Here is a 25,983-nt window from a genome sequence, read left to right on the forward strand (position 1 = left end):
TCAGGGTGGTGTTGTCACTCGACATAGACCCGGGCTGACCGCAAACCTCATTGAGTTTCGCTCGAGCTCCAGCGGATCTGCGGTGGCTTCACCCGCGCGCACAACGGATGCCCTTTGGCGTCGCTGAGACCGAGGGTCCCGACCAGAGTCCCGGATGCCGCAGCCGCGGCCAGCACATCGGAGGGTACATCTGCGAGCATCAGTTTCGCGCGCCGAAACATCGTGAAGTGACCATCACCGTCGACGTTGCCCCAGCTGAGGTAGATGAAGCGCTCTCCCGGCCGACCCTGAATATGCGGTCCGCGGACGTCGGTGCCGTCCACGGAACAGTCCAGCGTCCAGGTCGCTGACGGTGCATCGCCTCGGTGGAGATCCAGTAGTTCGTCGCGAGAGTTCTTCCGCTGCACGCCCACGTGGATGTTGGAGTATCCAGGGAAGTTATCGCCGGCGCCGCAGTCACGCCCGGGGAGCTGAGTTCCTACGATTCGAATCTGCACGGGGTTTAGCCCGGTTCGGCCGACCGACGCACGGCTCGCACAGCTGAGACATTCGGCGCCAGGTCGAGGTCTTCAAGGACGGGAGCGACGCCGTGCTCGATCGCTCGCTTCAGTAGGTGCGCGTCGCGTTGTTGGCGACGGTAGCCCGCTGGGTAGGCGCGCCCGGTGACGCGTTCGAGCCGATCGACGTTTTCGCCGCTCTCCCTGCGAGAGCGAAGCTGCTCCGCCCTCGCGTGGATGTCAGCGTGGAACTCGTCGGGATTGTCGAACGCCGCCACCACAACGTGTCGGCGCTCGCGGCGATCAGGGTCATAGCGGTAGTGCGCAACGACCCAGCGGGCAATGGTGTCATCGTCTGGATCCACCATGGGCACGTTGGCAGCATACGGTCGACTTCTACGCTTGAGAAGCTGCACGGGCCAATTCCGCTGTAACCGAGCGTAATTGGCCAGCTGAAGTCAGCGGCTCGGGAAAGCCGACCCGGGTGTAGGCCACCCCGCGCGGGGTGTGCACCCGCAGGTCGAGACCATAGCGGTCGATGCCGGTGCAGACAGCGGTGTCGGTGTCGGGATAGCCGCCGAACGCTTGAGCCATCGCCACCAAGGAGTCGGCATGATCGGCGTTGAGGTGCGCGATCGCGCGGCCCGCGTCCGGCGTCACCGGGTCGGGTTCTGCGGCGAGGTATTGCTCGGCGGCTGCCGAATCCATCCGGCCGTATCCACCGACCCAACGCACCCGCTCGACGCGTAGCACCCACAACCTGAAGTCGCTGAAGTCGACGTAGAACCTGGAGGCGGGGACCGCATCCAGGTATGCCGCCCGTGCCGCGTCCCCATCGCCGGCCGGCGGTGTGACGACACCGGCCAAGGTGATGCGGCTAGTGGCCAGCGGGTCTACGTCACCGCTCGCCGTCACGATCGACAGGCTGGCCCGCGGTTCCTGGGCCAGGTTGCGGCCATGCTCGGCCAGGTTCGACACGCACAGCACCGGCGCCCCGTCCAACAACCCATACGCGACCAGCGAGGCCCACGGGTCACCAGCGGACGTCAACGTGGCAAGGGTTGCCGCGTTGTTGGCCGCGGCGATCGTGCGGGCCTGCTCCGCCGCCGACGGCCGGACCGAGTTGGTCGGCGGCCGCAAAGGCGGCGGCGCCGACGGCGCATCACCAACATCGCCATGATCGCGGGTCACCACAGAAGCGAGGCTACTGCCGGCAGCCGAGCGCTTCCGGAATAACCCTGGCGGTTGCCGCGGTTGCACTCCTCCGGTTGCGTCGCTCGCGCGGGGAAGGAAACGCACATGCGTCTTGGAGTGTTCACGTTTCTCAATGACACCGCCATCGGGTCGCTGTTCGTCACCGAGCATTCCCACATACCGGTCAATACGAAAACGCCATACCCGATGGGCGGGCCGATCCCGCCGCAGTACTACCGAACGCTTGGTGCGGCGAACTTCTCCCGCATCGAGGAGCTGGGCGCCGGCTGGCTCTCATTGAGCCCGTCGGCTGATGCCCTGTCCGGCGACCTGGCGAAGCTGCGCGATATCGCCGGACCGGACGTTCCAGTGATCAGCTCTCACGTCGGAAAGGTCACAGCGGAGGCCTTGGCCGGCTACCGCGATCTCGGAATCGAACACGTCACCGTCGAATTGCCGACCCAGCCCCGCGACGAGACGCTGCGCCGTCTGGACGCGCTGCACGCCGAATACGCCAAGGTGGGCTAGGCTTCGATACCCCGCCAGCACGCCTGCGTGCCAACGGATTTGGCTCAGTGCTGGAATGTGTTGAGCCGTTCCTCTACTTGTAGTGCGTGCAGCGCGTGCGCTGCCGTCTGATAACCCTTTACGACGCCTTCCAATCGTGCGGTGGAGCCGTCGAAGCAGGCCCAGTCGAAGACCGCCTGGCAGACATGGTCAGCCAGGCTTCGCAAGATGCCGTCGCGAGGAGGGTTGTCGATGACTCTGATCGCGGCCGCGCACAGCGATCCTTTGTCGACGGTGCCGCTGCGTAATGCTTGGTGAGCCAACGACATGAGGTCGCGGGTATGGTCACCCTCGAAGTCCATACAACTCCTTGCCCATCATTGATTCTCAGCCCTGTGCCGTCAGGTGCGCTGTCGATCAGTCGAGTCGTAAACCTAGCCGAAAATGGGCACGCACCGGCCACGTTCCGGTAACAGAGCTACATCTTCAGTTCCTGGCCGAGGCGCAATCTTGACGACGGGACACGTTCTGCAACCGGCCGTCGTACGGTTAGGTCATGCTTGACAGCGTCGCGGAGCTGGAGTCTGTCGGTGCCTGGCAATTCTTTCAAGACATGCTGCACGACATGACCACGGTGGTCACCGAGGACGCCGAATCTGAACGCGAGTTCGTCGAGGGCTTACGGGCCATCGCGCGGATCTCAGCACTGTGCGCGCAACTGTCGGTGGAAGCCGATTCCGACCAGCCGTCGTTCTTCGATATGTGCACGCCGAACCGAATGGTCGGCGGTCCTAATCCCGACGGCAATTACTACCTGGCGATGATTCGTGGCGACCGCGGCTACCGGATCACCGGCAACCGCGGTACGAGCGCATATCTCGGACTCCAGATTCTCGCCGGCACCGGGCTCACTCCGCGACGGATGGCCGGCTATCTCAGTGATGTCGACTTGACCTTGGCCGCTGGACAATTCGCGGTCGTTCTGTCCGGCCAGGAGCCGGCTGATCTCGGCGGCGCACAGTGGCTGCAGATCCCCGAGGATGCGTCATCGGTAGTGGTGCGTGAATACATCGGCGACCGTGCCACCGAACAACTCGCCGATCTCGAAATCACCCCGCTAGAACCCGATCGCGTCACGGCGCTCACCGACGGCGCCTTATCGGAGCAATTCACCGCGATGGCATGGACGTTGATGAAACTGGCCACGCTGCACCGCACTATCAAGCCCGAACTCCTCGAACGGCCGAACACTTTGCTGACGGCGCAAGCCGCCGAACTCGGCGCCGCCGACACCACACCGGACAACCTGTACATGATTGGAACTTATCGGCTCGAGCCCGACCAAGCCCTCGTGCTGGACATCGAGCCGCCGGCCACCCGCTACTGGAATGTCACGTTGGAAAACATCTGGCATGAGTGCCTGGAGCCGCGGCGCAGACATAGCTCGGTGACCAATAAGGGTGTCCAGCCTGACACGGACGGGCATGTGCGCATTGCGATTTCAGCCCGCAACTTTGGCGTGGGCCATTGGCTCGACACCGGCGGGCGGCACCGAGGCTTCGTCGTACTGCGTTGGCTCGACAATCCCGAACCCCCGACGGTCGCCACGTCGATCCACCAGGACCGGTGATGAGTCTGCAAGAACGTTTTTCACCGGACCAACTGATTTCCACCGCGTGTGCCCAGACCGGATTCGACGACTTCGGCGACGACGGCTGGCAGCCCGCCTTGGACCGGCTCGTTGACGGCTTGATCAACGAGGCACGGCTTTCGGCGATCGGCGTCGAAGTCGCCTACGGCGACCTTATTCGCGCATTGTCGAACCGCCTCGGCGTAATCGATTGGCGTAAAACGCATCCCGAGGTCGCCACGGAGCAGATTACCCGACCCATCGTCATCGTCGGGCAACCCCGCACCGGCACCACGATCCTCTACGACTTGCTCGCCCAGGATCCGGAGCTGCGTGCGCCGCTGACCTGGGAGGTCGACGAGCCATGCCCGGTACCCCAACCCGAGACCTACCACGACGATCCGCGCATCGCCCAAATCCAGTCGAACATCGAGCTTTCCGAGCAGATCATTCCCGGCTTCCTCAAGTTCCACCCGATGGGCGCACTGGTTGGTCAGGAGTGCGTCCGGATCACCGGCGGTGAATTCACCAGCATGATCTACTCGGTGCAATACCGACTTCCGAGCTACTATCGCTGGTTGCTGTATGACGCTCAGTACGCGGGTGCTTATCGCTACCACCGAATCTTCCTGCAGCATCTGCAGTCTGGCGTGCCTGGACAATGGTTACTGAAATCACCCGCGCACCTATGGCAACTCGACACGCTGCTCGCCGAATACCCTGACGCGCTGATCGTGCAGACCCATCGCGACCCGCTCAATGTCATCTCCTCGATCGCGGCGCTGACCCACCATCTGCGGCGGATGAGCACCGATGAGTCCACCGTCGCCGAATGCGCGGCGCAGAGCTACGAGGAGATCATCGTCGGACTCAACCGCGAGATGGCCCTTCGTGACAGCGGTTTCGTCCCGGACGATCGGATCGTCGACGTCAAGTTCACCGATTTCATGAAAGACCCGTGGGCCACGATCGGCGGGATCTATCAGGTGTTGGGCCGGGAGCTGCGGCCCGAGGCCGAGCAGCGGATGCGCGACTTCCTGGCGGCCCATCCCTCGGATGGTGGGCACGGCCGCTACACCTGGTCGGACACCGGCCTCGACGCCGACGAGGTCCGCGTACGGGTACGCGCGTACCAGGATCGCTACGACGTACCCACCGAGGAACTGCGATGACCGGGCCGGCGCGGGTGCCCGACTGCCGGCCGTCCGAGGCCCTCCAGGCCGTTGCCGCGGCGGTGCGAAACATCCGCGTCTGATCGTCGGCGTTGTTATTCAGCGGCAACGATTTTGGCGATCTGCGCCGCGACCGCCTCGTGTATCTCCTCGTCGTCGAGATCCTGCAGCCCGAATGCAACCCGCAGCGTCGGTCCCATAAGTCCCCATCCCACTTGCAGTGCCATGCCATGGGCGGCCAATAGTCGCGCGGTGCGCTCATCACTGTGACCGGCGCGCACCTGGTCCAAAAACGCTTCCATACCGGGGAATCGCTGCTGCAGTTCTTCGACCGGAAAGCCGTCGAGCATCGAACGCACCATGACACGTGCTTGGAATTCGTAAGTGGCTTCTATTTCCGACTGGGATGCTCCTGACTCGCGCAACACTGCCGCCGAGTCGGCGAGATGTTGCAACGTGGCCGCCAGGAGTTGACGCTTGCTGCCGAAGTGGCGGTGTAGTAGGCCGTGGTTGACGCCGGCTCGTGCGGCGACCTCACGAATGGAAGTCGCGGCCGGGCCCTTCTCGGCGAACAACTCGCTGGCTGCTTGCAGGACTGCGGCGCTGACCTCGTCTTTGCCCACTGGCTTCGCCGCGGTCGCAACCGTTGCCTCCGATGTAGCCATCTGTGTACAGTAACGGACAGCGATGTGTAGACAAGCGCCTACAACCGGGAAATGTCGACGGGAGCAGTCGTGAGCAGTGATCTTCGTGTGGTGAAGCTCGGTGAGAACATCGGGGCGCGTGTCGACGGGGTCCGGCTCGGACAGCTCGACGCTGAAACCGCGGCGGCGGTCAATACCGCTCTGATCACCCACAAGGTGGTGTTCTTCCGCGGGCAGGCGCACCTGGACGACGACTCCCATCACGCGTTCGCCGAGAGCCTGGGAGTGCCGACGACTCCGCATCCGACGCTGAAATTCGAGGGCAGCAGGGTCATGCGATTGGAGTCGATCGGCGGCGGCGGCGCCAATCAGTGGCACACCGACGTCACGTTCGTCGACCGCCCGCCGAAAGCCTCGATCCTGCGGGCCGTCGAGTTGCCGGCCTACGGCGGCACCACCACCTGGGCCTCCACGGTATCCGCCTATCAGCAGCTGCCTCAGCCGCTGCAGCAGCTGGCCGACGGTCTGTGGGCGATGCACAACAACGCGTTCGACTACGCCCAGGTCGACCCGGCCAAGCTGGCTGCCCTGGAAGCCGACCCCGAAGCAATATCGAAGTACGCCAGCCAGTTCCATTCCACCCACTACGAGACTCACCACCCGGTGGTGCGGGTGCACCCCGAGACGGGTGAGCGGGCGCTGCTGCTCGGCAACTTCGTCAAGGCCATTCTCGGAGTCAACAGCGCCGAGTCGCAGGCGTTGTTCCGGATCTTCCAGGACCGGATCACCTGGCTGGAGAACACGATTCGGTGGAACTGGGAACCCGGCGACGTCGCAATGTGGGACAACCGCGCGACCCAGCACTACGCAGTCTCCGACTACGGCACTCAACGCCGGGCGATGCACCGCATCACGCTCGCCGGCGACATTCCGGTGAGCATTCACGGTGAACGCAGCCGAGTGGTTTCCGGCGACGCCAGTGACTACTCCATCGTGGACATCCCCAAACCACTCGTCGCCTGACCGCGCTCCCGATGCGTACGGAATGATCGGTGGATCGGCACGCATTCACCGGGAGACTGTGATGGGACTGCTCGACCACAAGACCGCCGTGATCACCGGGGCCAACTCCGGCATCGGCCTGGCCGCCGCCGAGAGGTTCATTGCCGAAGGAGCCGACCGGGTGTTCATCACGGGTCGACGGCAGACCGAACTGAGCACTGCTGCAGCGCAATTGGGACCGCACGCGGTACCCGTGCCCGGTGATGTCGGAACGCCGGAGGATCTGGACCGGCTCTACGCCGAGGTCCACGCCGCGGGTAAGGGTCTCGATATCGTGGTGGCCAATGCGGGGTCGACGAGAGTCGCGCGCCTGGGTGATATCACCGACGACGACCTCGACGCGCTATTGACCACCAACGTCAAGGGCGTGGTGTACACCGTGCAGAAGGCCCTGCCGCTGCTGAACGATGGCGCGTCGATCATTCTGGTCGGCTCCACCACCGCCGACCGGGGCCGTTCGGGGTTGAGCATCTACGCCGCGTCCAAAGCGGCCGTGCGGTCGCTGGCGCGCACCTGGGCGAACGAACTCGCCGACCGGAACATCCGGGTCAACGTCCTCGTCGCGGGTTCCACCGCGACACCGGGTAGCGACAATCTCGCCGCACAGACCGATCCCAACTCGTCGATCGAGGAATTCCGCGCCGGCCGCGTCGCGACCATACCGTTGAAGCGCTTCGCCGATCCCGTCGAGATTGCCAACGCCGCAGTGTTTCTGGCCAGTGATCTATCCAGCTTCATCACCGGGTCCGCCGTCACCGCCGACGGCGGGTTCAATCAGGTCTGAGCGACCTGCCCCTGGTAGTTGGCCTCGCCACCTGGAAACGAGACTGATAGTCTCGTTTCCAGGTGCGTGCTCTTGAGAGCGCAGCCAGTGGGTGGAGGGGGTGTCGCATGGTCAACGCGTTGACCCCACCGCGGCCCGACGGCGGCTTCGCGCTCGCCGGCCTGTCAACACGATCCCGGCTCTGGCTCCTCACGGTCGCCTGCTTCGGCGTATTGCTGGTGATCTCATCGATGGTGGCGCTGAACACCGCGCTCCCGGACATAGCGACAGCGACGTCGGCCACCCAGAGTCAGCTCACCTGGATCGTGGACAGCTACACCCTGGTGCTCGCCTGCCTGCTGTTACCGGCCGGCGCGCTCGGAGACCGCTACGGTCGGCGCGGGGCGATGCTCGTGGGTCTTGCCATATTCGGCGCCGCATCGTTGGTACCGACTGTGCTGTCCGATCCCATGGTCGTCATCGTCTCCCGCGGAGTCGCCGGTGCAGGTGCGGCGCTGATCATGCCCGCCACGCTGTCACTGATCACCGCGGCTCACCCAAAAGATCAGCGGAACAAGGCAGTTGGCATCTGGGCCGGTGTGGCCGGATCAGGCGCGGTCGTCGGGATGCTCGGATCCGGTGGCCTGCTGAGCTTTTGGTCGTGGCACTCCATTTTCTGGGCGTTTGCCGGGGCGGGGCTGACCATTTTCGTCCTGACGTTGACCATCGCGAGCTCGCGGGATGCCGACGCAAAACCACTGGACTGGCGCGGCGCTCTGGTCATCGGCGGGGCAGTGGCGACGCTCGTGTTCGGCATCCTCGAGGCGCCGACGCGCGGGTGGACCCACCCACTGGTGGTTACCAGCATCGGCGTGGGCCTGCTGCTGGCCCTGGCTTTCGGCTTCGTCGAGGTGCGACAGCGCTATCCGCTGTTGGACGTGCGATTGTTCGCGGTGCCGGCATTCGCGACCGGCGCGGCCACGATCACGGTCTTCTTTCTGTCGATGTTCGGCTTCATGTTCCTGCTGATGCAGTACATGCAGCTGATCCTCGGTTACAGCGCCAACAAGACGGCGTTTGCGCTGAGTCCCATCCTGGGGCCGATGCTGGTGCTATCGGTCCTGTCGTTCTGGTACCTGCCGCGACTAGGCCTGCGCGTGGTCGTGTTCAGCGGGCTGCTGCTGATCGCAATCGGGTCAATCTGCCTGCTCGGCATCGAAGTAGGTTCGCCCTACTGGCGAGCGGCCTGGCCGATGTTGGTGATGAGCGTCGGAATCGGATTGTGCACTGCACCGACCACGTCGGTGATCATGACCACCGCTCCCGACGACAAGCAGGGTGTCGCCTCGGCGGTGAACGACGCCAGCCGAGAAATCGGTGCGGCGCTGGGTATCGCGCTGGCCGGTTCGATGTTGGCTGCGCGGTATGCGAAGACCTTGGCTCCCAACCTGATCGGATTCCCGAAACCGGTGGGCGACGCCGCCTCCAGCTCGCTGGGCCAAGCGCTGGAGGTCGCACGACGACTGGGGCCGCCGGGCGCTCGGCTGGCCGATTTCAGCAAGGTGGCGTTCATCGACGCCATGCATTCGTCGCTGCTGGTGCTGGGTGTCCTGATAGCAGTGAGCGCCGTCGTGATCGGACTCTGGGCGCCGGGGCGCGACGACCAACAGCTGCGGCCCTTGCGCGAATTCCTGGCGCGGCGGCAGCCTAAGTAGGCGGCCCCGTCAAGTGGTCGTAGCGCGGATCGGTGTGGTCACGGCTTGGCTGCCAGTACTGCGAGACATCGTCGCCGGGAATGGTGACGTCGGCCACGACCCGTCGATAGCTGAGCTTCCAAGTGCCGCCCAACCGCTGGAAATAGTCGATGTAGCGGCCGTACCCGGCCGTCACCTGGCCAGCCATCAACGCATGCATGACGAAAAACGTTTCGCCCCAAGCCTCGTCGCCGCGGACGTCAAAGACCGACTGACCGAGTAGGTGGTGCATGGTCAGCTGCCCCGCACGACCGGCGGGCGCACAGATCATGTCGGCGAATTCCGAACCGGATCCTTTGAATCCGCCGTGGTCGTCGTATGACTGCGGCGCGTAACAATCGATGATCGCCGCTTTGTCAGCGCGGTCGACCGCAGCAGACAGCTTCGCCAGTAGTTCGGTCAGCGTGCATTTATCGACCCAGGCATTCATCTGCTCGGTGGTGGTCATGGCAAACATTCTGTCCTGTCCCGCCGTTGCAATCAGGCTGATTTACACCGCTGCTTGTTAAGGGTCCCGTCGATAGTCTGCAAATCCCGGTCGCCGGCAGCCGGCAACTTTCACGATTCGGTTTATGGGTATGGAGGCCGCAATGACGGAGCCCGCGCAGCCGGAAAAGCGCCGCGGCATACTGCCTTTTTCGGTATCGCGACTCAACATCCTCGGGATCGTCGCGATCGTCTTCGCCGCAGGTCTGATCGGCGTCCACAATCTGCATCACGACAACTCGCCGAACCAGATCCTCAACGTCTCCTATGACCCGACCCGTGAGCTGTACGCCGCGATCGACAAGACCTTCGTCGACCAGTACCGGCGGCAAACCGGGGTCTCGGTGGAAGTCAAGCAGTCACATGGGGGTTCGGGACGGCAGGCTTCCGAAGTCATCAAGGGCCATGAGAAGGCGCACATCGTTTCGCTGGCATTGCCGAGTGACGTTGACGCACTGCGGAAGCGCGGACTCATCGCATCCGACTGGCAGAAGCGTCTGCCGAACCACTCCGTCCCCTACACGTCGACGATCGTGTTCGTCGTCCACAAGGACAATCCATTGGGTATCCACGACTGGCCGGATCTCATCAAAGATGGCGTCGAGATCGTGTCACCCGATCCACGCACCTCGGGCAATGGAAAGTTGAGTGTTCTCGCGGCCTGGGGTTCGGTGACGACGCGCGGCGGCAGCGACCAGGAGGCCACTGACTACGTCAGAGCGCTGCTGAGCCACGTCAAGGTCGCCGACACCGGATCGCGCGGCGCCGCCATTTCCTTCTCGGTGGAAAAGATCGGCGACGTGCATCTGACGTGGGAGAACGAAGCCCTGCGGGAGGTCGCGGAGAACAAGGACGAATTCCAGATCGTCTATCCACCCGTCAGTATTCTCGCCGAGCCTGCTGTCGCCTGGGTCGATGCGAACCTCAAGGACAAGCGGATCGCCTCCTACGCCAAGTCTTACCTGGAATATCTCTACACCGACGCCGCGCAGGAAACCGTCGCCCAGTTTGGCTACCGTCCGATCAAGCCGGAAATCCTTGCCAAGCATGCGGATCGGCTACCGCCGATCAATCTGTTCCCCATCACGGCGGTCGCCAAGAGTTGGTACGACGCGCAGGAGAAGTTCTTCGGCACCAACGGCACCTACGACGTAATCTCCTCGGCTCCCGCCAGAGTCGCGTCTGCACACTTCGGCGAAAGGTGAAGACGCCATGAGCATTGTGGACAATGTGAAACGCCTGAACTACGACGGGGATAAAGCGCGTCGCGATCTGATCGCCGGACTCACTGTCGCGGCAGTGTCGTTGCCGCAGGGCATCACGTACGCGTTGGTGGCCGGTGTCGACCCGAAATTCGGCGTGTACTCGGCGATCGTGGTGACCTTCGTCGCATCGGTTTTCGGCTCGTCGTCGCATTTGGTCAACGGTCCGACGAGTGCCATATCGCTGCTGGTGTTCAGCTCGTTGGCGTTCCTAGACCCGGAAAACCGGACAGTCCTGTTCGAAGCCTTGTTCCTGCTGGGCGTGCTGGTCGGTGCATTCCAGATTCTGATCGCGGTATTCAAACTCGGCGATCTGACCCGATACATCTCCGAATCGGTCATCCTCGGGTTTCTGCTAGCGGCGGCCATCTTGATCGCCCTTGGCCAACTCGGCAACGCGCTGGGAGTAAAGGACCAGGGCAACGGGCACCAGTCGATGCTGAAACGTACTTACCTCACGCTGTTCCACGGCGAGGCGTTCAACTACCGCGCGCTGATCATCAGTACTGCGACGGTGGTGTTGGCTATCATCTTGCGGCGCTTGGTGAAACGGTTCGGACTGCCGCAATTGGACCTACTGGCGGTGTTGATCCTTGCGGCACTGATCGCTTACTTCTCGGGATGGTCGACCGAAGATCACACCGGTAAAACCGCCGTGACCCTGACCGCGAAAATTCCGCAGAGTCTGCCCGCCCCACACATTCCGTCCGTGCAGCTTGGCGAGATCGGCCAGCTGTCCTCGGGCGCGCTGGCGATCGCGTTCATCGGCCTGCTCGAGGCGTTGTCGATCGCCAAAGCCATTGCCTACCAGAGTGGACAGAAGATCGACTACAACCGGCAGATCCTCGCGGAAGGCCTGGCGAACCTCGCCGGTGGCTTCTTCCAGGCCGTGCCGGGCTCGGGCTCTGTGACCCGCTCGCCGATCAACTACCAAGCCGGCGCGGTGACCAGATTCTCCGGTGTCGTCGCCTCGGCCGGTGTCGCGATCGCTGTGCTGCTGTTCGCGCCGCTGTTCCACTACATGCCGCGCGCCGCGCTGGCCGGCCTGCTGCTGATCACCGCCGCACGGCTGATCGACGTCAAGCGGTTGGGCTATGCCATCAAGGCGTCACGCTACGACGCGGGGCTGGTCATCGTTACCGCGCTCGTCGGCGTGCTGGTCGATCTGGACACCGCGGTGTTGCTCGGCGTCGCCCTGTCGATCCTGCTGTTCGTGCCACGGGCGGCCAAGCTCAAGGCGCGGGAATTGGTAGTCGCGCCGGAACGGGTGGTCCGTGAGCGGGTGCCGTCCGATCCGTCCGATCCGTCGACGCTCATCTATGACTTCGAGGGCGAGTTGTTCTTCGGCGCCGCACCCGAACTCGAGAACTACCTCGACGCGCTGGCTGAACGGATCAAGCGGGACAACATCAAATACCTCGTGCTGCGTGTCAAGCGGGTGCGTCACCCGGACGCCGTGGTCATCCAGCGGCTCGAGAAATTCGTCCGAGAGGAAACCGACAGCGGCGTGACCGTCCTGCTCGCGGGCGTGCAGGCCGATTTGTGGACACTGTTGACGAACGTAGGATTCGACAAGTGGTTCCCATCCGAGCGGGTGTTCCCCGAGGAGGACGAGGAATTCTCCGCGACGCTGAAGGCTGTCCGCTACGCCCATGCCCTGCGTGGGTTCGACGAGGCCGGTGAGCCGGTCCCGGTAACTGCCGTCGCGGCCAACGGAGATGCCAAGCACTACTACTACCTCGTGTAGGTCGCAGACGTATTCTCGCTCAATGGCATTGGACGAGGTATGTGACCCTGGGGCAGGCGCCCGCCGGTACATCATCAGATGACCGATGGCGAAGCGCGCCCTCAGCTGGAACGCCGACTCGGGACCACCGATGCCGTCGTACTGGGCCTGGGTTCGATGGTCGGTGCCGGTGTCTTCGCTGCACTGGCGCCGGCTGCAGCGGCGGCGGGCAACAGCTTGTTGATCGGCCTGGCCTGCGCCGCGGTTGTCGCATACGTCAACGCGACATCGACGGCGCGCTGTGCCGCCCGCTATCCCGAGTCCGGCGGCGCTTACGTGTACGGGCGCGAGCGACTTGGCAGGTTCTGGGGGTATCTGGCCGGCTGGGGCTTCGTCGTCGGCAAGACGGCCTCGTGTGCGGCGATTGCACTGATCGTCGGCTCTTACGCCTGGCCCGCGCAATCCCATGCGGTCGCCGTTGTGGCGGTGATCGGCCTGACCGCGATCAACTACACCGGGATCCGAAAGTCACTGTTGGTGACGCGGATGATCGTCGCCGTGGTGCTGGTGGCGCTGGCGGTAGTCGCAGTGGTTGCGCTCACGGCCCCGCACAGCGACCTGGGCCGTATTGACATCGGAGGGGGCGCCGGCGTCCACGGGGTGCTGCAGTCGACGGGGCTGCTGTTCTTTGCCTTTGCGGGCTACGCGCGAATTGCGACCCTGGGTGAAGAAGTTCGCGACCCGGCGCGCACCATCCCCCGCGCTATCCCGTTCGCGTTAGGTATCGCACTGGTCGTCTATGCGGTCGTCGCGGTCGCGCTGCTGGCTGTGCTGGGCAGCGCACAGCTGGCGCAGTCTTCCGCACCGATCGCTGATGCGGTGCGCGCAGCCGGCGCAGCGGGATGTGAGCCAATTGTGCGAGGCGTCGCGGTTTTGGCAGCGCTCGGGTCGCTGCTGTCGTTGATCCTCGGCGTCTCTCGCACGACATTCGCGATGGCGCGCGACCATTATCTGCCGCAGCGGCTTTCGGCTGTACAGCCCAGGTTCAAGACGCCGTATCGCGCCGAGATGGCGGTCGGTGTCGTGGTGGCCGTCTTGGCCGGAACCACCGATGTCCGCAGTGCCATTGGGTTCTCGTCGTTCGCGGTGCTGGTGTACTACGCGATCGCCAACGCAGCGGCGTGGACGCTCGGCGGCAAGATGATCCCGACGGTGGGGTGCATCGGCTGCGTGGTGGTCGCCTGTGCGCTGCCGCTCAATTCGGTAATCCTGGGCACCGCGGTGCTGCTCGCCGGGGCCGCCTTATACGCGTTGCGTCGCAGATGGCACGCCTGAAAGAGCCTGCTAGAAAAAGAATCCCGCGTGCGGCGCTTCGCGCACCGCGAACAGGCGCTCCGCCGTAGCGAGCGCAGCGGGGCCTTCGGCCCGGGCGACTCCGGCGACGGTCAGACTGTGCCACGTCGCCCCGCCAAGCAAAACAGCGGAAAGGCCCGCCACGTCAACGCGAAGCTCAGGGTGCCGATCGGTTCGTTCGGCGCCGTGTCCGGTGATGGTGGCGGTGATCGAATTGTCGGGCAGCAAGGGGTCGTCGACAGCGACGGTGACGGCGCCGTCCCCGTCGTATTGCCGTGCAGTCAGCGCTTTCTCGACGTCGACAATGCGGAGCCAGGTTTCGTCGTGGGTTGCGGTCGCCCGTACGGCGCGGCGATCGAGCAGCAGCCATGGCAGCGGATCGTCGACGGGCAGCATCCAAAACACCACGCGATCAACCAGGTCCAATCCGAGCAGAAAACGCAACAGCCCGAGATAGGCACCGGTGTCGGGTGCAAAGAAATCTTCTACGACGATGGTGCGCTGATCGCTGATGAACCACTTCTCGGTATCGATCGGGCGGTAACGCGCGAACCCGGTCTCGGAGCCCGACTCGCCGTGTACAGCGACATACCAAGGCTGCGAGGAGGATTCGGTGCGAAGCCGGACGCTACGCCACCACACATCGGGGCGGTCGATGGTTCCCGGGCGTGACGGCCGATTCTCGGCATAGATCCGGGGCAACACATCCCATACCTGCTCGACATCCAGCAGGCGGACCGGCCCGCCGGTTCCGACGCCCGGTCGAAACTCGGCCCGCGCCGTCTGCACTTCGACGGTCTGCGACGAACTCGCCACGCCGTAGCCGTACCGCTCGTAGATCGTCGCTTCCGAAGCCCGCAGCGTCGCGACCGTCTCGCCACGCGCGGCGACGTCGCGCAGCTGATGGCGCATGAGATCGGTGGCGATGCCCTTCCGGGTGAACGACGGCAGAACCCCGACATGGGTGACCGCGGCGTGGCCGACGATGGTTCCACCGGGAAGGGTGAGCCGGCTCGTCACCGCATCGGCGGTGCCTACGAGTTGGCCGTCGACGAATGCGCCGGCGGTTCGGCCCGGTTCCAGCAGCGTGGTGATTTGCCCCGGCGCGAGGCCAGCCAAGGGCGGGAAGCCGATCATCGCGGTACGGAACACATTCGCCGCGACGACGAGGTCGCCTTCGCTCTCGAGCACGCGGATGTCGGTGGCCATCCCGACATCATGTCCCGCGGCAGGTGCGGCGGCGAAGGCGCCTCATTGGAACAGGCGCGACCCGCCTAAGCGTTGACCCGCTCAGCGACTACGCAGCGCGGTAAGCGCGCGACGCTCGGCGTCGTGACGGGCTTGGGACAGCGCTGTGTCCTCGGCGTCCGGGTCGGCGTACAGGAAGCTACCCGAGCCCGGGGAGCCACCGGAGCCGAGCTTGTTCATCTTGGAAGGCACTGGGGCGCCTTGATACTCCAGCGGTAAAGGCCCGAGCGGCTGGTGTATTTCGACGTAAGCGCCATGCGGCAACCGTTTAATGATGCCGGTTTCGATGCCGTGCTCGAGGACAGCGCGGTCGCTGCGCTGCAGTCCCACACACCAACGGTAGGTGATGAAGTAGACGATCGGTGGCAGTGCAACCATGCCGATGCGCCCGATCCAAGTCGTCGCGTTGAGCGAGATGTGGAACTTCAGCGCGATGATGTCGTTCATCGCCCCCAACGTCAGCACCGAGTAGAAGGCAATCGCCATCGCCCCGATACCGGTGCGCACCGGCACGTCGCGTGGCCGCTGCAACAAGTTGTGGTGGGTTTGGTGGGTGTAGTCGCCGCTGAACCGCTTCTCCAGGAACGGATAAACGATCAGCAACACGAACACGATGCCCATGATCAGCGCGGCGCCCACGGCTGCGGGCACCGTGTGGTGGCCAATGTAGATCTCCCATGCCGGTCACAATCGCTGCAGCCCCTCGGTCCACATCATGTAGAAGTCGGGCTGCGATCCCGCCGACACGTGAGATGGCATGTAGGGGCCCAGGTTCCAGATTGGGTTGATCTGCAGCAGCCCGCCCATCAGGCCAAGGACGCCGGTGATCAGTGCGAAGAAGGCGCCGGACTTGACCGCGAAGATCGGCATGACGCGGACGCCGACGACGTTGTTCTCGGTGCGGCCGGGGCCGGGGAACTGGGTGTGCTTTTGGAACCACACCATCGCCAGGTGTGCGCCGATCAGCGCGAGAATGATCGCCGGCAGCACCAGGACGTGCAGTGTGTAGAGGCGTGGGATCAGCGTGGTGCCGGGAAAGTCGCCGCCGAAAAAGGCCCAGTGCAGCCAGGTGCCAATCACCGGGAATCCCAGCATGATTGATGAGAGTGCGCAGCGCAGACCAGTGCCGGACAACAGGTCATCGGGCAGCGAGTAGCCGAAGTAGCCCTCGAACATGGCCATGATCAGCAGCAGCGAGCCGATCACCCAGTTGGCTTCGCGCGGCCGGCGGAACGCGCCGGTGAAGAAGACTCGGGCCAGATGGACCATGATCGACGCGGCGAACATCAGCGCGGCCCAGTGGTGGATTTGGCGGACGAACAGGCCGCCGCGCACCTCGAAGGAGATGTTGAGGGCTGACTCGTAAGCGCGCGACATCTGCACACCGCGAAGCGGTTGGTAGACCCCGTGATACGGGACTTCGATCATGGACGGGTCGAAGAACAGCGTCAGATAAATGCCGGTGATCAGCAGCACGACGAAGCTGTAGAGCGCGATCTCACCGAGCAGGAACGACCAATGAGTCGGGAACACCTTGTTCAGTTGGCGCCGTAGCGCGGCCGAGGGGTGATATCGGGCATCGATATCTTGGGCCTGGCGCACCGCGGTATCGGCCGGTCGGAGGTTCATGGTAGCCATCCCCTCGCGGCTGAAGCCGCTGCTCTGCGGCCAGCCGAGCGTCTACTATGCAACGTAGTACCACAGAGCGTAGTACTGAATGGCTCGACAGTAAAGGCTCGGTTCGGGCCTTATTTTCCGGTGCGCTCGCGGTGCTTACAGCCCGGCCAGCAGCAAGGTCGGCGCATGCCTTCCTCGAGTTCTTCCTGGGTCCGGCGAATACGACGCTTCCGGGTCGCTTCTTGTTTAGCGTCATCGACCCAGCAGATGAATTCGTTGCGCGCCAGCGGCGTGATGTCTTTCCAGGCCGCGAGTGCGGTGGAGTTGCCGAGCAGCGCTTCGCGCAGATCGGAAGGAAGCTTGTGCACCACCCCGCCGGGCACCCGGTTGCCGCTCATGGCGCCAGCGTAATGCGGGGGCCGGCCGCTACCGTGGAGGTCGCCGCCGGCTTCACACCGCGAGGAGAGACGCATGCAAGCCACGAAGATATTTGCCAACCTTCGAGTCGCGGACATCGAGGCTGCCAAGGGCTTCTATACCGACTACCTCGGACTGACAAACGAAGAATTCAACATGGGTTGGGTGGCCCGGTACTCCTCAGCCGACGCCGGCGCTCGGCTGCAGTTGGTGACCGGAGACAAAACCGCCGCCGAAGACTCGGTCATTTCGGTGTGCACCGATGACATCGACGCGGCCTATGCGGAGGCACAAGAACTCGGCTACGACATCGTCCATCCGCTGACCTCCGAAGCGTGGGGCCTGCGACGCTTTTTCGTCCGGGCGCCGGACGGCAACGTCATCAATGTGGTGAACCATCACGACTGAAATTTGATGTTTTGGGCATGTGTGGAAGGGGGTATAAGCCCCAACATGTCCATGTTTGAGAAACTCAATTTCATGAAACCGCTGGTCATCGGTGGTGCTGCTGCTGCAGCGATCGCCGTGATGCCGGTGGCTGCGGCGGAAGCCGCTGTTGGTGCACCGGCTAGCGCTGGACCGACCCACAGCGTCTTCAAGCAAGACCCGGGTGGCGGCGGCTGCGACGCCAACGGCAATTGCGGGTCCGGCGGACAGTTCGGCGGGCCCGGTGGCGGGCCCGGTGGCCAGGGCTGTGTCCCCGGCGTCGGCTGTGGCTCCGGCGGGCAGTTCGCAGGTCCGGGTGGCGTGCCCGGCGGCACCGGATGTCTTCCGGGCGTCGGCTGCGGCTCCGGCCACGGCTAAACCGCGCAATTAGGAGTTGACTCGTGCGGCCTGGGAGACCAGGCCGCGTGAGTCGTCACTCACCCTTCAGGCTGCCGATACCGAGCGAGAAGTCGGGGCGGGGCGGTCCCGCATTGCGTTCCTGTTCCTCGACGTAGCTTTGTGGGTCGCGGTCGACGATCGACAGCCCCCGGGTGGTCGGATGCTGAGCCATGAACTCGCGGTACTGACGCCCGAGCGCTTCGCGTAGTCCGATCGGCGCGTGGCGGCGAAAGTCGGCCAGCCCCTCGCGTTCCTCTTCGCCCATGTGGTCGTCGTTGGCCAAACGAGTTCGACCGACCGCCGCCCACCATTCGTCGGTGGCTGTCGCGGCGGCGTTCGTGTCACGGACCCCGTCGCGAATGTCATTGTGGTCACCGATCGCGTCGAGTGTTTCGCCCTCGGGATCATCGGTGCCGCGCTTGAGCAATTGCGGGTAGAAAATCTTCTCTTCGATGTACGCATGGACGTCCAGCTTGTCGGCAAGCGGACGCCACACCCGTTGCAGCGCACGCTGGTCGACCGGCGTCTGCGCTTGCAGCTCGTCCAGCTTGGCGAACTGTTCACGGAACCAGTCATGATCGGCGAGGATCAGCATGGTGATGTCAGCCATCCCGACTAGTTAATCAGCACTGCCGTCAACGCATTGGACTTCAGCCGGTCGTGCTCGATGGGCGGTCCGTCGGCCTACGCTCGGGTGATGACCATCCGTTACGACGAGGCTCTCCGCGAGCGGATCCGGGACCATCTGGCGGGTCATGACCGTCGCGTCGTGGCCGACCCGACGAAGCGGCATGCGGCTGTCGCGGTGCTGCTGGTCGACTCCGAGGTAGGCGAGGACAGGATCGACCCGGCGCCGGTCGACGACTGGATAGGGGAACGCCCGATGCCGGAGGCCGGCCTCGACGGCCGCATGGTCGACGTCTCCGGTGGTGCGGCGTTCCTACTGTGCCGCAGGACTTCTCGTCTTAGCTCCCATCCGGCGCAGTGGGCGCTTCCGGGCGGGCGCCTCGATCCGGGGGAGGGCGCGGTCGATGCGGCTCTTCGCGAACTGGACGAGGAGGTCGGCATCAAACTGGCCGTCCCGGCCGTGTTGGGCCTGCTTGACGACTATCCGACTCGGTCGGGATATGTCGTCACCCCGGTGGTGATCTGGGGCGGCGGACGGCTCGACCCGCAACTGGCGCCCGACGAGGTTGTGGCGGTCTACCGAGTGGGGCTGCATCAACTGCAACGCGCGGACTCGCCACGGTTCATCACCATTCCGGAAAGCCCACGACCGGTTGTCCAAATCCCGTTGGGCAACGACCTGATCCATGCACCGACGGGCGCGGTGCTGTTGCAGCTTCGCTGGCTGGGCCTGGAAGGGCGCCACGATGCGGTCAACGAGCTGGAACAACCGGTCTTCGCCTGGAAGTAAGCCTGCTTTGTGACCTAGGTCATGGGTAACTCCGGCTTTGGGCTACACTCGTGATCGCTCTCTCTACAGAGATAGAGTCGCAGCGAAGCGAAGGGACCCGCCATGACAGTGCAGGACGTGCTGGACGACATCCGCAAGCGACCCGGCACCGGCGAGGTGATTCCGGTCATCGACCCCGCGACCGAAGAGCAGATCACCGAATTCACCGACTGCGGACCCGAGGCCATCAACGATGCGGTCGCCCGCGCCAAGGAAACCTCCGAGTCCGGCGTGTGGTCCGGGATGGCCGACTACGACCGGGCCAAAGTGCTGTGGAAGATCGCCGACCTGATCGACGAGAACGCCGAGATCCTCGCCGAACTCGAATCGCTCAACGCCGGTATCCCACCGGCTCAAGCGCAGATCATCACCAAGGTCGGGTCGGAGTGGTTTCGCTACTACGCCGGCTGGTGCACCAAGATCGACGGCATCGCCCGCGACGTGAACACCGGCGGCTTGACCGGGGTCGACTCGCACATGCACACCTACACGCTGCGCGAGCCGTACGGGGTGGTCGGGCTGATCTTTCCGTGGAACGGCCCGGTGTTCAACTACTGCGCCAAGCTCGCCCCTTCGTTGGCAGCCGGCTGCAGCAGCGTGGTCAAACCCGCTGAGGAAACCCCACTTTCAGCCCTCGTCCTGGACCGGATCCTCGCCGAGGCCGGCGTACCCGACGGTGTCGTCAACTTGGTGAACGGGTACGGCCACACCGCCGGGGCTGCCATCACCGCGCACCCCGACGTCGAGAAAGTCGCGTTCACCGGTTCGACCGAGGTCGGCCGGGCCATCGTGCGCGCCTCGGCCGAGAGCAACCTCAACAAGATCACCCTCGAACTCGGCGGCAAGTCCCCGGTGGTGATGTTTGACGACGCCAACCTCGACTTGGCGATCCCGATGGCGTCGTTCGGCAGCTTCATCCATTCCGGCCAGGCATGTGTATGCGGGTCGCGCATCTTCGTCCAGCGCGGCGTGTACGAGCGGGTCGTGGAGGGCATCGCCAACATGGGCAACAACCTGCTGTTGGGTGGGCCGCAGGACGAGGGCGCCATGGTCGGCCCGTTGATCAGCCAGAAGCAGCTCGCCCGCGTGCTGGGCTACCTCGATCAAGGAAGGTCGGACGGCGCCGAAATCGTCAGCGGTGGGCACCGGCTCGACCGCAAGGGCTATTTCGTGCATCCCACCGTGGTGACCAACATCGACCCGGATTCGAGCCGGCTGTTCCAGGAGGAGATCTTCGGCCCGGTCGTCACGATCCTGCCGTTCGACGACGAGGACGAAGCGGTCGCGCTGGCCAACAACAGCACCTACGGGCTGGCGGCCACTACCTGGACCAACGATCTCGGCCGCGCACACCGGATGGCCAAGAAGCTCAAGGCCGGCACCGTCGGGCTGAACTGCCAGATGCAGTTCGACCACTCGATGCCCTTCGGTGGCTACAAGCAGTCCGGCTGGGGCTACGAGTCAGGCAAGGCCGGCATCGAGACCTACTTACAGACGAAAATCGTTTGGGCGCAGATGTAGGAGTGCCCGGCGCAGTAATGTGAATGCATGCTGGGCCGCCTGGTAAGCGCTTTTCAACGATGGCAATATCGCAAAGGCCGGCCGGGATGGTCTGCCCGTATCGCAAACCGGTTGGGCGCCTTGTCTTTTGCCAAGGGTATGGGGCCTAGCGGAGCTGCCACGCTCGAAGTCCGGGGCCACAAATCGGGACGGATCGTTTCCTTCCCGGTGGTCGTCGCCGACTACCAGGGCGAGCGCTACCTGGTCTCCATGCTCGGCCCGAAGGCGAACTGGGTGCGCAACCTGCGCGCAGATAACCGTGGGGTTTTGGTGCGCGGTCGGCGCGAAGAGGTGACGTTGGTGGAAGACGAGTCCGACAAGCGCGCCGCGATCTTGCGTCGGTATCTCGAGCTAGCGCCGGGTGCGCGTCCGTTTTTCACGATCGATCGGCGTGCGCCGCTGGACGACTTCGCGCGAATCGTGGACCAGTACCCCGTTTTTCGCGTCGCCTGAGACTCCGATGTCGGCGAAGCCGGGCCCAGGCTGTGGCGTGACGTTGTGTGCGGTGATCTCCTGCCGGCAGTGCGCACAAACCAGCATCGGCTCGGCGGTCTGATCGCACGGTTGGTGATGCAGCACGATCGGCGGGCCTTGCGGGTTCGGGAGGTGGTTATCGCCCCACTGCATCAGGACCACGATCGCCGCGAACAGATCACGGCCGGGGTCGGTCAGCCGGTACTCGTGACGGTCGGGATCGCGTGCGTAGAGCGCCTTTTCCAGCAGACCCTTGTCGACCAGGGTCCGCAGCCGCACCGACAACGTCGGCCGTGGAATCTGGAGGTTGCGGGCCAGTTGGCCGAAGCGGCGCACCCCGAAGAACGCCTCGCGCAGGATCAGCAGAGTCCAGCGCTCGCCCACGATCTCCAGCGCCCGCGCGACGGATTCGCCCTCAAAGCGGTGGGACAGGTCAGGGTAATCCATGGTTCATCCAATGTACCGGTTCAAAAACTAAACCGGTAGTGGTAACGTGACTGAACCACCCACACCGTTTGTGCAAAGCGAGGACGTATGGACACCGACGTCATAACCGCGCCCGTTCTGACCCGCGCCCGCGAGATCGCCGATCTTGCCCGCGGCATGGCCGATCAGATCGACGCTGGACGCAGATTGCCAACCGAACTGGTTGAGGTGCTGCGAGATTCAGGCCTGCTACGCGCCGGTGCGCCGATCGAAGTCGATGCTCTGGAGCTGCCCGCGGGCACCGCTTTGCGGTGCGCCGAGGAGGTGGCACGTGGCGACGCGTCGGCCGGTTGGTGCGTGTCGATCGGGATCACCAGCACCCTGCTGGTCGCCTACCTGCCGCCGGTGAGCCGTGACGAGCTGTTCGGCAACGGCCGCGGCTTGGCCGCGGGCGTGTGGGCGCCGCAGGGTAAGGCCAGACGCGTTCCCGGCGGTGTGGTGGTCTCGGGCCGCTGGGCGTTTTGCAGCGGCATTACCCACGCCGACGTGCTTTTCGCCGGCTGCGTGCTGGACGACAAGCCGGCGGTGGTTGCACTGCCGACCGAGCAGCTGCAGATCCTGGACACCTGGCACACCCTCGGACTGCGCGGCACCGGCAGCCACGACACCGTCGCCGAAGACGTCTTCGTCCCGGACGCGCGGGTGGTTTCGATATTCGACGGGCCGGTGATCGACCGTCCCTTGTATCGGTTCCCGCCGTTCGGGTTCTTCGCGGCCTGCATCACCGCGGCCGCGATGGGCAACGCACGGTCGGCGATCGACAACTTCGTCGAACTCGCGTCCACCAAAAAGGGTGTGGCGGCCAGTCGCACGCTCGCCGAGCGATCCACCATCCAGGCGGCGGTCGCCACGGCCGAATCGGCACTCGAAGCCGCCCGAGCCGGTTACTACCAGGCCATCGACGCGGCGTGGCAGGCCAGTGTGGACGGGCCTGTGGTTCCGCTGGAGTTACGCACCCGGCTACGGCTTGCGGCCACGCACGGGGCGCGCGTCTCGGCCGATGTGGTCCGCTCCATGTACGACCTCGCCGGCGGCAGTGCGATTTACGATGGCGCGCCACTGCAACGACGCCTGCGGGACGCATTCACCGCCACTGCGCACTTCCAGGTGAACGAGGCATCGCGCGAGCTGCCGGGCCGCATCCTGCTGGGCCAGACCACCGAGGCGGCGATGCTGTGAGGTCGCCGATCGAAGCGGTCTTGCCGTTCTGGCTGGATCGCCCCGATCTGGAGGCGCTCGAGGTCGCGGAGGCCGTGCACGCCTCAGGTCTGCCCGGGCTGTGGATCGGTGAGATGGCGACGTTCGATGCGTTCGCGTTGGCCACCGCCATCGGCACGCGCGCACCGGGTTTGGGACTGCGGATCGGTCCGCTGCCGGTCAGCGTGCGCACCCCGGTGTCGATCGCCTTGGGGGCGAGTTCGGTTGCGGCGCTGACCGGCTGCGGGGTCGACGTCGCGTTGGGCGCCTCCAGCCCCTTCATCGTGACGGGGTGGCACGACCGGGATTGGTCGCACGCTGCGGCACGCATGCGGGAGACGATCGACTGCTTGCGGCCGATCCTGCGTGGTGACCGCGGCGAGTACGACGGTCGGCATGTCCGCAGTCAAGGATTTCGGTTGCGTAACCCGTTGCCGCACAGCTGGATCGGGGTCGGTGCGTTCGGCCCGAGGATGATGCGGCTGGCGGCTGAGATCGCCGACGAGGTAGTCCTCAATCTGGCGTCACCGCAACGGGTCTCGCAGGTTCGCCAGCAGATCGAGCGTGACGCCGTTGCGGCAGGTCGCACACCACCGCACGTGACGCTGTGGCTACCGGTCGCGGTACGGCCCGGTGAAGCGGCGCTGCGACAGTTGGCCGGTCAGCTCGCGGTCTACCTGGCACCGCCCGGCTACGGCGAGATGTTCTGCGAACTCGGATTCGCCGACCTCGTCGAGCGGGCCCGCTCGGGTGCGCGGCGATCGGACACGGCCGCGGCGATTCCGCTGGAATTGGCTGGGCAACTGGCCGCCCTGGGAACTCCCGACCAGGTCGCCGACCGGATACAGGCGTATCTGGACGCCGGTGCTGACACCGTCGCGGTGATACCCGTGACCGCCGAGGACCCTGGCGGCCGGATCGCATTGGCCTGTGCCGCTGACTTCGCTCGTAACAACTCACCAGCCAAGGAGGCTGCCTCGTGAACCCCGTCAACACTCAGTGCCGACTGGCCGCGCGCCCGGCCGACCTGCCCAAGGCGACCGATTGGTCGATCGTCGAAGAGCCCAAACCCGTTGCAGCCGAGGGAGAATTCGTCGTCCAGGTCGACTACCTGTCCATCGACCCGGCAATGCGCACGTGGATGAACGCCGGCCGCAGCTATGTACCGCCCGTCGAGATCGGCGAGGTGATGCGGGCACTCGGAGTCGGCCACGTCGTCGAGTCGCGGCATCCTGGATTCGCTGTCGGGGACGACGTGTCCGGAATATTCGGCGTGCAACGCTATGCGCTGTCCGACGGCGCCGAGGTCAACAAACTCGACACCACCCTGGCGCCGGCAACGACATATCTGGGCGCCCTCGGCATCAGCGGGCTGACCGCGTACTTCGGCCTGCTCGACGTCGGCCGGCCCGAGCCCGGCCAAAGCGTTCTGGTATCCGGCGCGGCCGGATCCGTGGGCAGCCTGGTCGGGCAGATTGCCCGGATCAACGGATGCCGCGCTGTCGGTATCGCCGGTGGCGAAGACAAATGCCGCTGGCTGGTCGAGGAGGTCGGCTTCGACGCCGCGATCGACTACAAGACTGCCGACCTGCGTAAAGAGCTCAAGACCCACGCGCCGGACGGTGTCGACGTCTACTTCGACAATGTCGGCGGGGCAACGCTGGAGGCCGCGCTGAACCGGCTCGCTCACGGCGCCCGGATTGTGCTCTGCGGCGCGGTGTCCCAGTACAACGACACTCCACGGGGGCCGGCCAACTACATGCAGTTACTGGTCGCACGGGCATCGATGACGGGATTTGTCATCTTCGACTACGCCAACCGCTACCCGGAAGGTGTTGCGCAACTGGCGAAGTGGCTCAAGAGTGGCGAGCTGCGATCACACGAGCAAGTCGAGCATGGCGACGTCGGCGACTTTCCCGAAACATTGCTCAAGCTGTTCCGCGGAGAAAACACCGGCAAGCTGATCCTGGCGTTGGACCGCGACGGGGAATAGCCCCGCCACGCGGGCTCGTTGCACTGACTTATGACAGCTTTCACCGAGCCCCAGCGTCAAGAGTTCCTCGCCGAAAAGCACGTAGCCGTGTTGTCCGTGGCGGCAACCGACGGCCGTCCGCCGGCAAGCGTCCCGATCTGGTACGCCTACACGCCCGGGGGGAACATTCTGGTCAACACGGGCGTGACGGCCCGTAAGACCAAGCTGATCGAGCGGGCAGGCGTGGTGACCCTGGTTGTCCAGCGTGAGGAGCCCCCGTACCAATATGTCGTCGTGGAGGGCACCGTGATCGACACCACCACACCGGCGCCACTGGATGTGCGCGAGGCCATCGCAATTCACTACCTCGGCGAAGAAGGCGGCCGCGCATTCGTCCGGGGAATGGCGGATCAACCTGGCGTGCTGTTCACCATTCGTCCGGACCGCTGGATCACCGCGGACTTCTCCGGCGAGCTGTAGTTTTCGGATTTTCCATTTTCAGGGGCGCGATGGTCCGTCGTGTCGCAGCAGTCGACGACGCCATTTGTCATAAGATGGCCCTCTCTAAACTAGGTCGCTACACTCGAAAACCTTTAGGAAGCAACTGAAATGGACCTCGACCGGATCACCAACCCGCTGCGACTGGCGAGGGGATCACACCAGGCCGGATCGGGCAAAGGG

General features: G+C 64.6%; 27 protein-coding genes and 2 pseudogenes. 18 read left to right on the forward strand and 11 right to left on the reverse strand.

The genetic code is table 11. The features are described from left to right. Positions 1–47: 47 nt before the first annotated feature. Genes WAO18_RS25060 through WAO18_RS25070 form a run of 3 tightly spaced genes read right to left on the reverse strand, consistent with a single transcriptional unit; the run spans position 48 to position 1,691 of the window. Positions 48–497 (reverse strand): DUF5990 family protein, encoded by a 450-nt coding sequence (locus WAO18_RS25060; RefSeq protein ID WP_422208920.1) that lies wholly within the window; start codon positions 495–497, stop codon positions 48–50. Positions 498–502: 5 nt separating this feature from the next. Further along, a complete protein-coding gene (locus WAO18_RS25065) occupies positions 503–871 on the reverse strand; it encodes a hypothetical protein (protein WP_422208921.1) in 369 nt (122 codons plus the stop codon). Positions 872–893: 22 nt separating this feature from the next. Further along, entirely contained in the window at positions 894–1,691 is a 798-nt protein-coding gene (locus WAO18_RS25070) for a HugZ family protein (protein ID WP_422208922.1), read from the reverse strand. A gap of 105 nt (positions 1,692–1,796) precedes the next feature. Between WAO18_RS25070 and WAO18_RS25075 the strand changes: the two genes are divergently transcribed. Continuing rightward, positions 1,797–2,219 carry a hypothetical protein gene (locus WAO18_RS25075; protein WP_422208923.1) on the forward strand — a complete coding sequence of 141 codons (423 nt, stop codon included), beginning with the start codon at positions 1,797–1,799 and terminating at the stop codon, positions 2,217–2,219. A gap of 44 nt (positions 2,220–2,263) precedes the next feature. Here WAO18_RS25075 and WAO18_RS25080 read toward each other — a convergent pair whose 3' ends face one another. Next, positions 2,264–2,560 carry a hypothetical protein gene (locus tag WAO18_RS25080; RefSeq protein WP_422208924.1) on the reverse strand — a complete coding sequence of 99 codons (297 nt, stop codon included), beginning with the start codon at positions 2,558–2,560 and terminating at the stop codon, positions 2,264–2,266. A 194-nt stretch (positions 2,561–2,754) separates the two neighbouring features. Here WAO18_RS25080 and WAO18_RS25085 point away from each other — a divergent pair, with 194 nt between their 5' ends. Both WAO18_RS25085 and WAO18_RS25090 read left to right on the forward strand, forming a co-directional pair. Continuing rightward, positions 2,755–3,828: a DUF1214 domain-containing protein gene (locus WAO18_RS25085; protein WP_422208925.1), complete on the forward strand. Its 1,074-nt coding sequence runs from the start codon at positions 2,755–2,757 to the stop codon at positions 3,826–3,828. After that, positions 3,828–5,000 carry a sulfotransferase family protein gene (locus WAO18_RS25090; protein ID WP_422208926.1) on the forward strand — a complete coding sequence of 391 codons (1,173 nt, stop codon included), beginning with the start codon at positions 3,828–3,830 and terminating at the stop codon, positions 4,998–5,000. Before WAO18_RS25085 ends, WAO18_RS25090 begins: the two co-directional genes overlap by 1 nt. 95 nt (positions 5,001–5,095) lie before the next feature. Here the strand turns inward: WAO18_RS25090 and WAO18_RS25095 are convergent, their stop codons facing one another. Beyond that, positions 5,096–5,665, reverse strand: coding sequence for a TetR family transcriptional regulator (locus tag WAO18_RS25095; protein ID WP_422208927.1), 570 nt, complete (start codon positions 5,663–5,665; stop codon positions 5,096–5,098). A 69-nt stretch (positions 5,666–5,734) separates the two neighbouring features. Between WAO18_RS25095 and WAO18_RS25100 the strand changes: the two genes are divergently transcribed. The 3 genes from WAO18_RS25100 to WAO18_RS25110 all read left to right on the forward strand — a co-directional run bounded on the left by WAO18_RS25100 (position 5,735) and on the right by WAO18_RS25110 (position 9,184). Then, complete coding sequence (locus WAO18_RS25100) at positions 5,735–6,667, forward strand: TauD/TfdA dioxygenase family protein (protein WP_422208928.1); 933 nt, start codon at positions 5,735–5,737, stop codon at positions 6,665–6,667. Between the two features lie 61 nt (positions 6,668–6,728). Further along, positions 6,729–7,490: an SDR family NAD(P)-dependent oxidoreductase gene (locus WAO18_RS25105; protein ID WP_422208929.1), complete on the forward strand. Its 762-nt coding sequence runs from the start codon at positions 6,729–6,731 to the stop codon at positions 7,488–7,490. 107 nt (positions 7,491–7,597) lie between these two features. Continuing rightward, positions 7,598–9,184, forward strand: coding sequence for an MFS transporter (locus WAO18_RS25110; RefSeq protein ID WP_422208930.1), 1,587 nt, complete (start codon positions 7,598–7,600; stop codon positions 9,182–9,184). Here the strand turns inward: WAO18_RS25110 and WAO18_RS25115 are convergent. Then, positions 9,177–9,671 carry a nuclear transport factor 2 family protein gene (locus WAO18_RS25115; RefSeq protein ID WP_422208931.1) on the reverse strand — a complete coding sequence of 165 codons (495 nt, stop codon included), beginning with the start codon at positions 9,669–9,671 and terminating at the stop codon, positions 9,177–9,179. The two genes, WAO18_RS25110 and WAO18_RS25115, sit on opposite strands and share 8 nt — an antisense overlap. Positions 9,672–9,813: 142 nt before the next feature. On the opposite strand from WAO18_RS25115, the gene WAO18_RS25120 reads away from it, so the two are divergent. The 3 genes from WAO18_RS25120 to WAO18_RS25130 all read left to right on the forward strand — a co-directional run bounded on the left by WAO18_RS25120 (position 9,814) and on the right by WAO18_RS25130 (position 14,032). Continuing rightward, on the forward strand, positions 9,814–10,914 hold the full coding sequence (locus WAO18_RS25120; RefSeq protein ID WP_422208932.1) for a sulfate ABC transporter substrate-binding protein: 1,101 nt from the start codon (positions 9,814–9,816) through the stop codon (positions 10,912–10,914). Positions 10,915–10,921: 7 nt separating this feature from the next. Next, positions 10,922–12,718 carry a SulP family inorganic anion transporter gene (locus WAO18_RS25125; protein WP_422208933.1) on the forward strand — a complete coding sequence of 599 codons (1,797 nt, stop codon included), beginning with the start codon at positions 10,922–10,924 and terminating at the stop codon, positions 12,716–12,718. 78 nt (positions 12,719–12,796) lie between these two features. Continuing rightward, positions 12,797–14,032: an APC family permease gene (locus WAO18_RS25130; protein ID WP_422208934.1), complete on the forward strand. Its 1,236-nt coding sequence runs from the start codon at positions 12,797–12,799 to the stop codon at positions 14,030–14,032. A gap of 9 nt (positions 14,033–14,041) precedes the next feature. Here WAO18_RS25130 and WAO18_RS25135 read toward each other — a convergent pair whose 3' ends face one another. The 3 genes and pseudogenes from WAO18_RS25135 to WAO18_RS25145 all read right to left on the reverse strand — a co-directional run bounded on the left by WAO18_RS25135 (position 14,042) and on the right by WAO18_RS25145 (position 17,313). Continuing rightward, entirely contained in the window at positions 14,042–15,259 is a 1,218-nt protein-coding gene (locus WAO18_RS25135) for a GNAT family N-acetyltransferase (RefSeq protein WP_422208935.1), read from the reverse strand. A gap of 81 nt (positions 15,260–15,340) precedes the next feature. Next, positions 15,341–16,936: pseudogene (locus WAO18_RS25140) on the reverse strand (cytochrome b). Between the two features lie 110 nt (positions 16,937–17,046). Next, entirely contained in the window at positions 17,047–17,313 is a 267-nt protein-coding gene (locus tag WAO18_RS25145) for a YdeI/OmpD-associated family protein (RefSeq protein WP_422208936.1), read from the reverse strand. Between the two features lie 73 nt (positions 17,314–17,386). On the opposite strand from WAO18_RS25145, the gene WAO18_RS25150 reads away from it, so the two are divergent. Both WAO18_RS25150 and WAO18_RS25155 read left to right on the forward strand, forming a co-directional pair. Beyond that, on the forward strand, positions 17,387–17,740 hold the full coding sequence (locus tag WAO18_RS25150) for a glyoxalase superfamily protein (protein WP_422208937.1): 354 nt from the start codon (positions 17,387–17,389) through the stop codon (positions 17,738–17,740). 72 nt (positions 17,741–17,812) lie between these two features. Then, a complete protein-coding gene (locus tag WAO18_RS25155) occupies positions 17,813–18,136 on the forward strand; it encodes a PE-PGRS family protein (RefSeq protein WP_422208938.1) in 324 nt (107 codons plus the stop codon). Between the two features lie 55 nt (positions 18,137–18,191). Here WAO18_RS25155 and WAO18_RS25160 read toward each other — a convergent pair whose 3' ends face one another. After that, positions 18,192–18,767 carry a hemerythrin domain-containing protein gene (locus WAO18_RS25160; protein WP_422208939.1) on the reverse strand — a complete coding sequence of 192 codons (576 nt, stop codon included), beginning with the start codon at positions 18,765–18,767 and terminating at the stop codon, positions 18,192–18,194. A gap of 87 nt (positions 18,768–18,854) precedes the next feature. Between WAO18_RS25160 and WAO18_RS25165 the strand changes: the two genes are divergently transcribed. From WAO18_RS25165 to WAO18_RS25175, 3 genes are all read left to right on the forward strand, one after another. Then, the gene (locus tag WAO18_RS25165) at positions 18,855–19,574 is read left to right on the forward strand and encodes an NUDIX hydrolase (RefSeq protein WP_422208940.1); all 720 of its coding nucleotides are present in this window, start codon (positions 18,855–18,857) and stop codon (positions 19,572–19,574) included. A 102-nt stretch (positions 19,575–19,676) separates the two neighbouring features. Continuing rightward, the gene (locus WAO18_RS25170) at positions 19,677–21,134 is read left to right on the forward strand and encodes an aldehyde dehydrogenase family protein (RefSeq protein WP_422208941.1); all 1,458 of its coding nucleotides are present in this window, start codon (positions 19,677–19,679) and stop codon (positions 21,132–21,134) included. 138 nt (positions 21,135–21,272) lie between these two features. After that, the gene (locus tag WAO18_RS25175; protein ID WP_422208946.1) at positions 21,273–21,626 is read left to right on the forward strand and encodes a nitroreductase/quinone reductase family protein; all 354 of its coding nucleotides are present in this window, start codon (positions 21,273–21,275) and stop codon (positions 21,624–21,626) included. A gap of 15 nt (positions 21,627–21,641) precedes the next feature. Here the strand turns inward: WAO18_RS25175 and WAO18_RS25180 are convergent. After that, positions 21,642–22,094, reverse strand: a pseudogene (locus WAO18_RS25180) (winged helix-turn-helix transcriptional regulator); the annotation flags it as partial. Between the two features lie 87 nt (positions 22,095–22,181). Between WAO18_RS25180 and WAO18_RS25185 the strand changes: the two are divergent. From WAO18_RS25185 to WAO18_RS25200, 4 genes are read left to right on the forward strand one after another with little or no spacing between them, the layout of a single operon-like run. Continuing rightward, the gene (locus WAO18_RS25185) at positions 22,182–23,312 is read left to right on the forward strand and encodes an acyl-CoA dehydrogenase family protein (protein ID WP_422208942.1); all 1,131 of its coding nucleotides are present in this window, start codon (positions 22,182–22,184) and stop codon (positions 23,310–23,312) included. Continuing rightward, positions 23,309–24,313 carry an LLM class F420-dependent oxidoreductase gene (locus WAO18_RS25190; protein ID WP_422208943.1) on the forward strand — a complete coding sequence of 335 codons (1,005 nt, stop codon included), beginning with the start codon at positions 23,309–23,311 and terminating at the stop codon, positions 24,311–24,313. The genes WAO18_RS25185 and WAO18_RS25190 overlap by 4 nt, the downstream gene beginning before the upstream one ends. Further along, a complete protein-coding gene (locus WAO18_RS25195; RefSeq protein ID WP_422208944.1) occupies positions 24,310–25,323 on the forward strand; it encodes an NADP-dependent oxidoreductase in 1,014 nt (337 codons plus the stop codon). The genes WAO18_RS25190 and WAO18_RS25195 overlap by 4 nt, the downstream gene beginning before the upstream one ends. Positions 25,324–25,353: 30 nt before the next feature. After that, the gene (locus WAO18_RS25200; protein WP_422208945.1) at positions 25,354–25,782 is read left to right on the forward strand and encodes a pyridoxamine 5'-phosphate oxidase family protein; all 429 of its coding nucleotides are present in this window, start codon (positions 25,354–25,356) and stop codon (positions 25,780–25,782) included. The last annotated feature ends 201 nt before the right edge of the window (positions 25,783–25,983 follow it).

This window comes from Mycobacterium sp., from assembly GCF_049278535.1.
Classification (GTDB): domain Bacteria; phylum Actinomycetota; class Actinomycetes; order Mycobacteriales; family Mycobacteriaceae; genus Mycobacterium.

Excerpts from the sequence above, each read along its gene's own strand:
- WAO18_RS25110 (WP_422208930.1), top strand. The coding sequence starts at position 7,598 with ATGGTCAACGCGTTGACCCCACCGCGGCCCGACGGCGGCTTCGCGCTC.
- WAO18_RS25075 (WP_422208923.1), top strand. The coding sequence starts at position 1,797 with ATGCGTCTTGGAGTGTTCACGTTTCTCAATGACACCGCCATCGGGTCG.
- WAO18_RS25170 (WP_422208941.1), top strand. The coding sequence starts at position 19,677 with ATGACAGTGCAGGACGTGCTGGACGACATCCGCAAGCGACCCGGCACC.
- WAO18_RS25115 (WP_422208931.1), bottom strand. The coding sequence starts at position 9,671 with ATGACCACCACCGAGCAGATGAATGCCTGGGTCGATAAATGCACGCTG.
- WAO18_RS25085 (WP_422208925.1), top strand. The coding sequence starts at position 2,755 with ATGCTTGACAGCGTCGCGGAGCTGGAGTCTGTCGGTGCCTGGCAATTC.
- WAO18_RS25165 (WP_422208940.1), top strand. The coding sequence starts at position 18,855 with ATGACCATCCGTTACGACGAGGCTCTCCGCGAGCGGATCCGGGACCAT.
- WAO18_RS25095 (WP_422208927.1), bottom strand. The coding sequence starts at position 5,665 with ATGGCTACATCGGAGGCAACGGTTGCGACCGCGGCGAAGCCAGTGGGC.
- WAO18_RS25130 (WP_422208934.1), top strand. The coding sequence starts at position 12,797 with ATGACCGATGGCGAAGCGCGCCCTCAGCTGGAACGCCGACTCGGGACC.
- WAO18_RS25125 (WP_422208933.1), top strand. The coding sequence starts at position 10,922 with ATGAGCATTGTGGACAATGTGAAACGCCTGAACTACGACGGGGATAAA.
- WAO18_RS25160 (WP_422208939.1), bottom strand. The coding sequence starts at position 18,767 with ATGGCTGACATCACCATGCTGATCCTCGCCGATCATGACTGGTTCCGT.
- WAO18_RS25155 (WP_422208938.1), top strand. The coding sequence starts at position 17,813 with ATGAAACCGCTGGTCATCGGTGGTGCTGCTGCTGCAGCGATCGCCGTG.
- WAO18_RS25150 (WP_422208937.1), top strand. The coding sequence starts at position 17,387 with ATGCAAGCCACGAAGATATTTGCCAACCTTCGAGTCGCGGACATCGAG.
- WAO18_RS25105 (WP_422208929.1), top strand. The coding sequence starts at position 6,729 with ATGGGACTGCTCGACCACAAGACCGCCGTGATCACCGGGGCCAACTCC.
- WAO18_RS25145 (WP_422208936.1), bottom strand. The coding sequence starts at position 17,313 with ATGAGCGGCAACCGGGTGCCCGGCGGGGTGGTGCACAAGCTTCCTTCC.
- WAO18_RS25135 (WP_422208935.1), bottom strand. The coding sequence starts at position 15,259 with ATGGCCACCGACATCCGCGTGCTCGAGAGCGAAGGCGACCTCGTCGTC.
- WAO18_RS25080 (WP_422208924.1), bottom strand. The coding sequence starts at position 2,560 with ATGGACTTCGAGGGTGACCATACCCGCGACCTCATGTCGTTGGCTCAC.
- WAO18_RS25200 (WP_422208945.1), top strand. The coding sequence starts at position 25,354 with ATGACAGCTTTCACCGAGCCCCAGCGTCAAGAGTTCCTCGCCGAAAAG.
- WAO18_RS25120 (WP_422208932.1), top strand. The coding sequence starts at position 9,814 with ATGACGGAGCCCGCGCAGCCGGAAAAGCGCCGCGGCATACTGCCTTTT.
- WAO18_RS25175 (WP_422208946.1), top strand. The coding sequence starts at position 21,273 with ATGGGGCCTAGCGGAGCTGCCACGCTCGAAGTCCGGGGCCACAAATCG.
- WAO18_RS25185 (WP_422208942.1), top strand. The coding sequence starts at position 22,182 with ATGGACACCGACGTCATAACCGCGCCCGTTCTGACCCGCGCCCGCGAG.
- WAO18_RS25090 (WP_422208926.1), top strand. The coding sequence starts at position 3,828 with ATGAGTCTGCAAGAACGTTTTTCACCGGACCAACTGATTTCCACCGCG.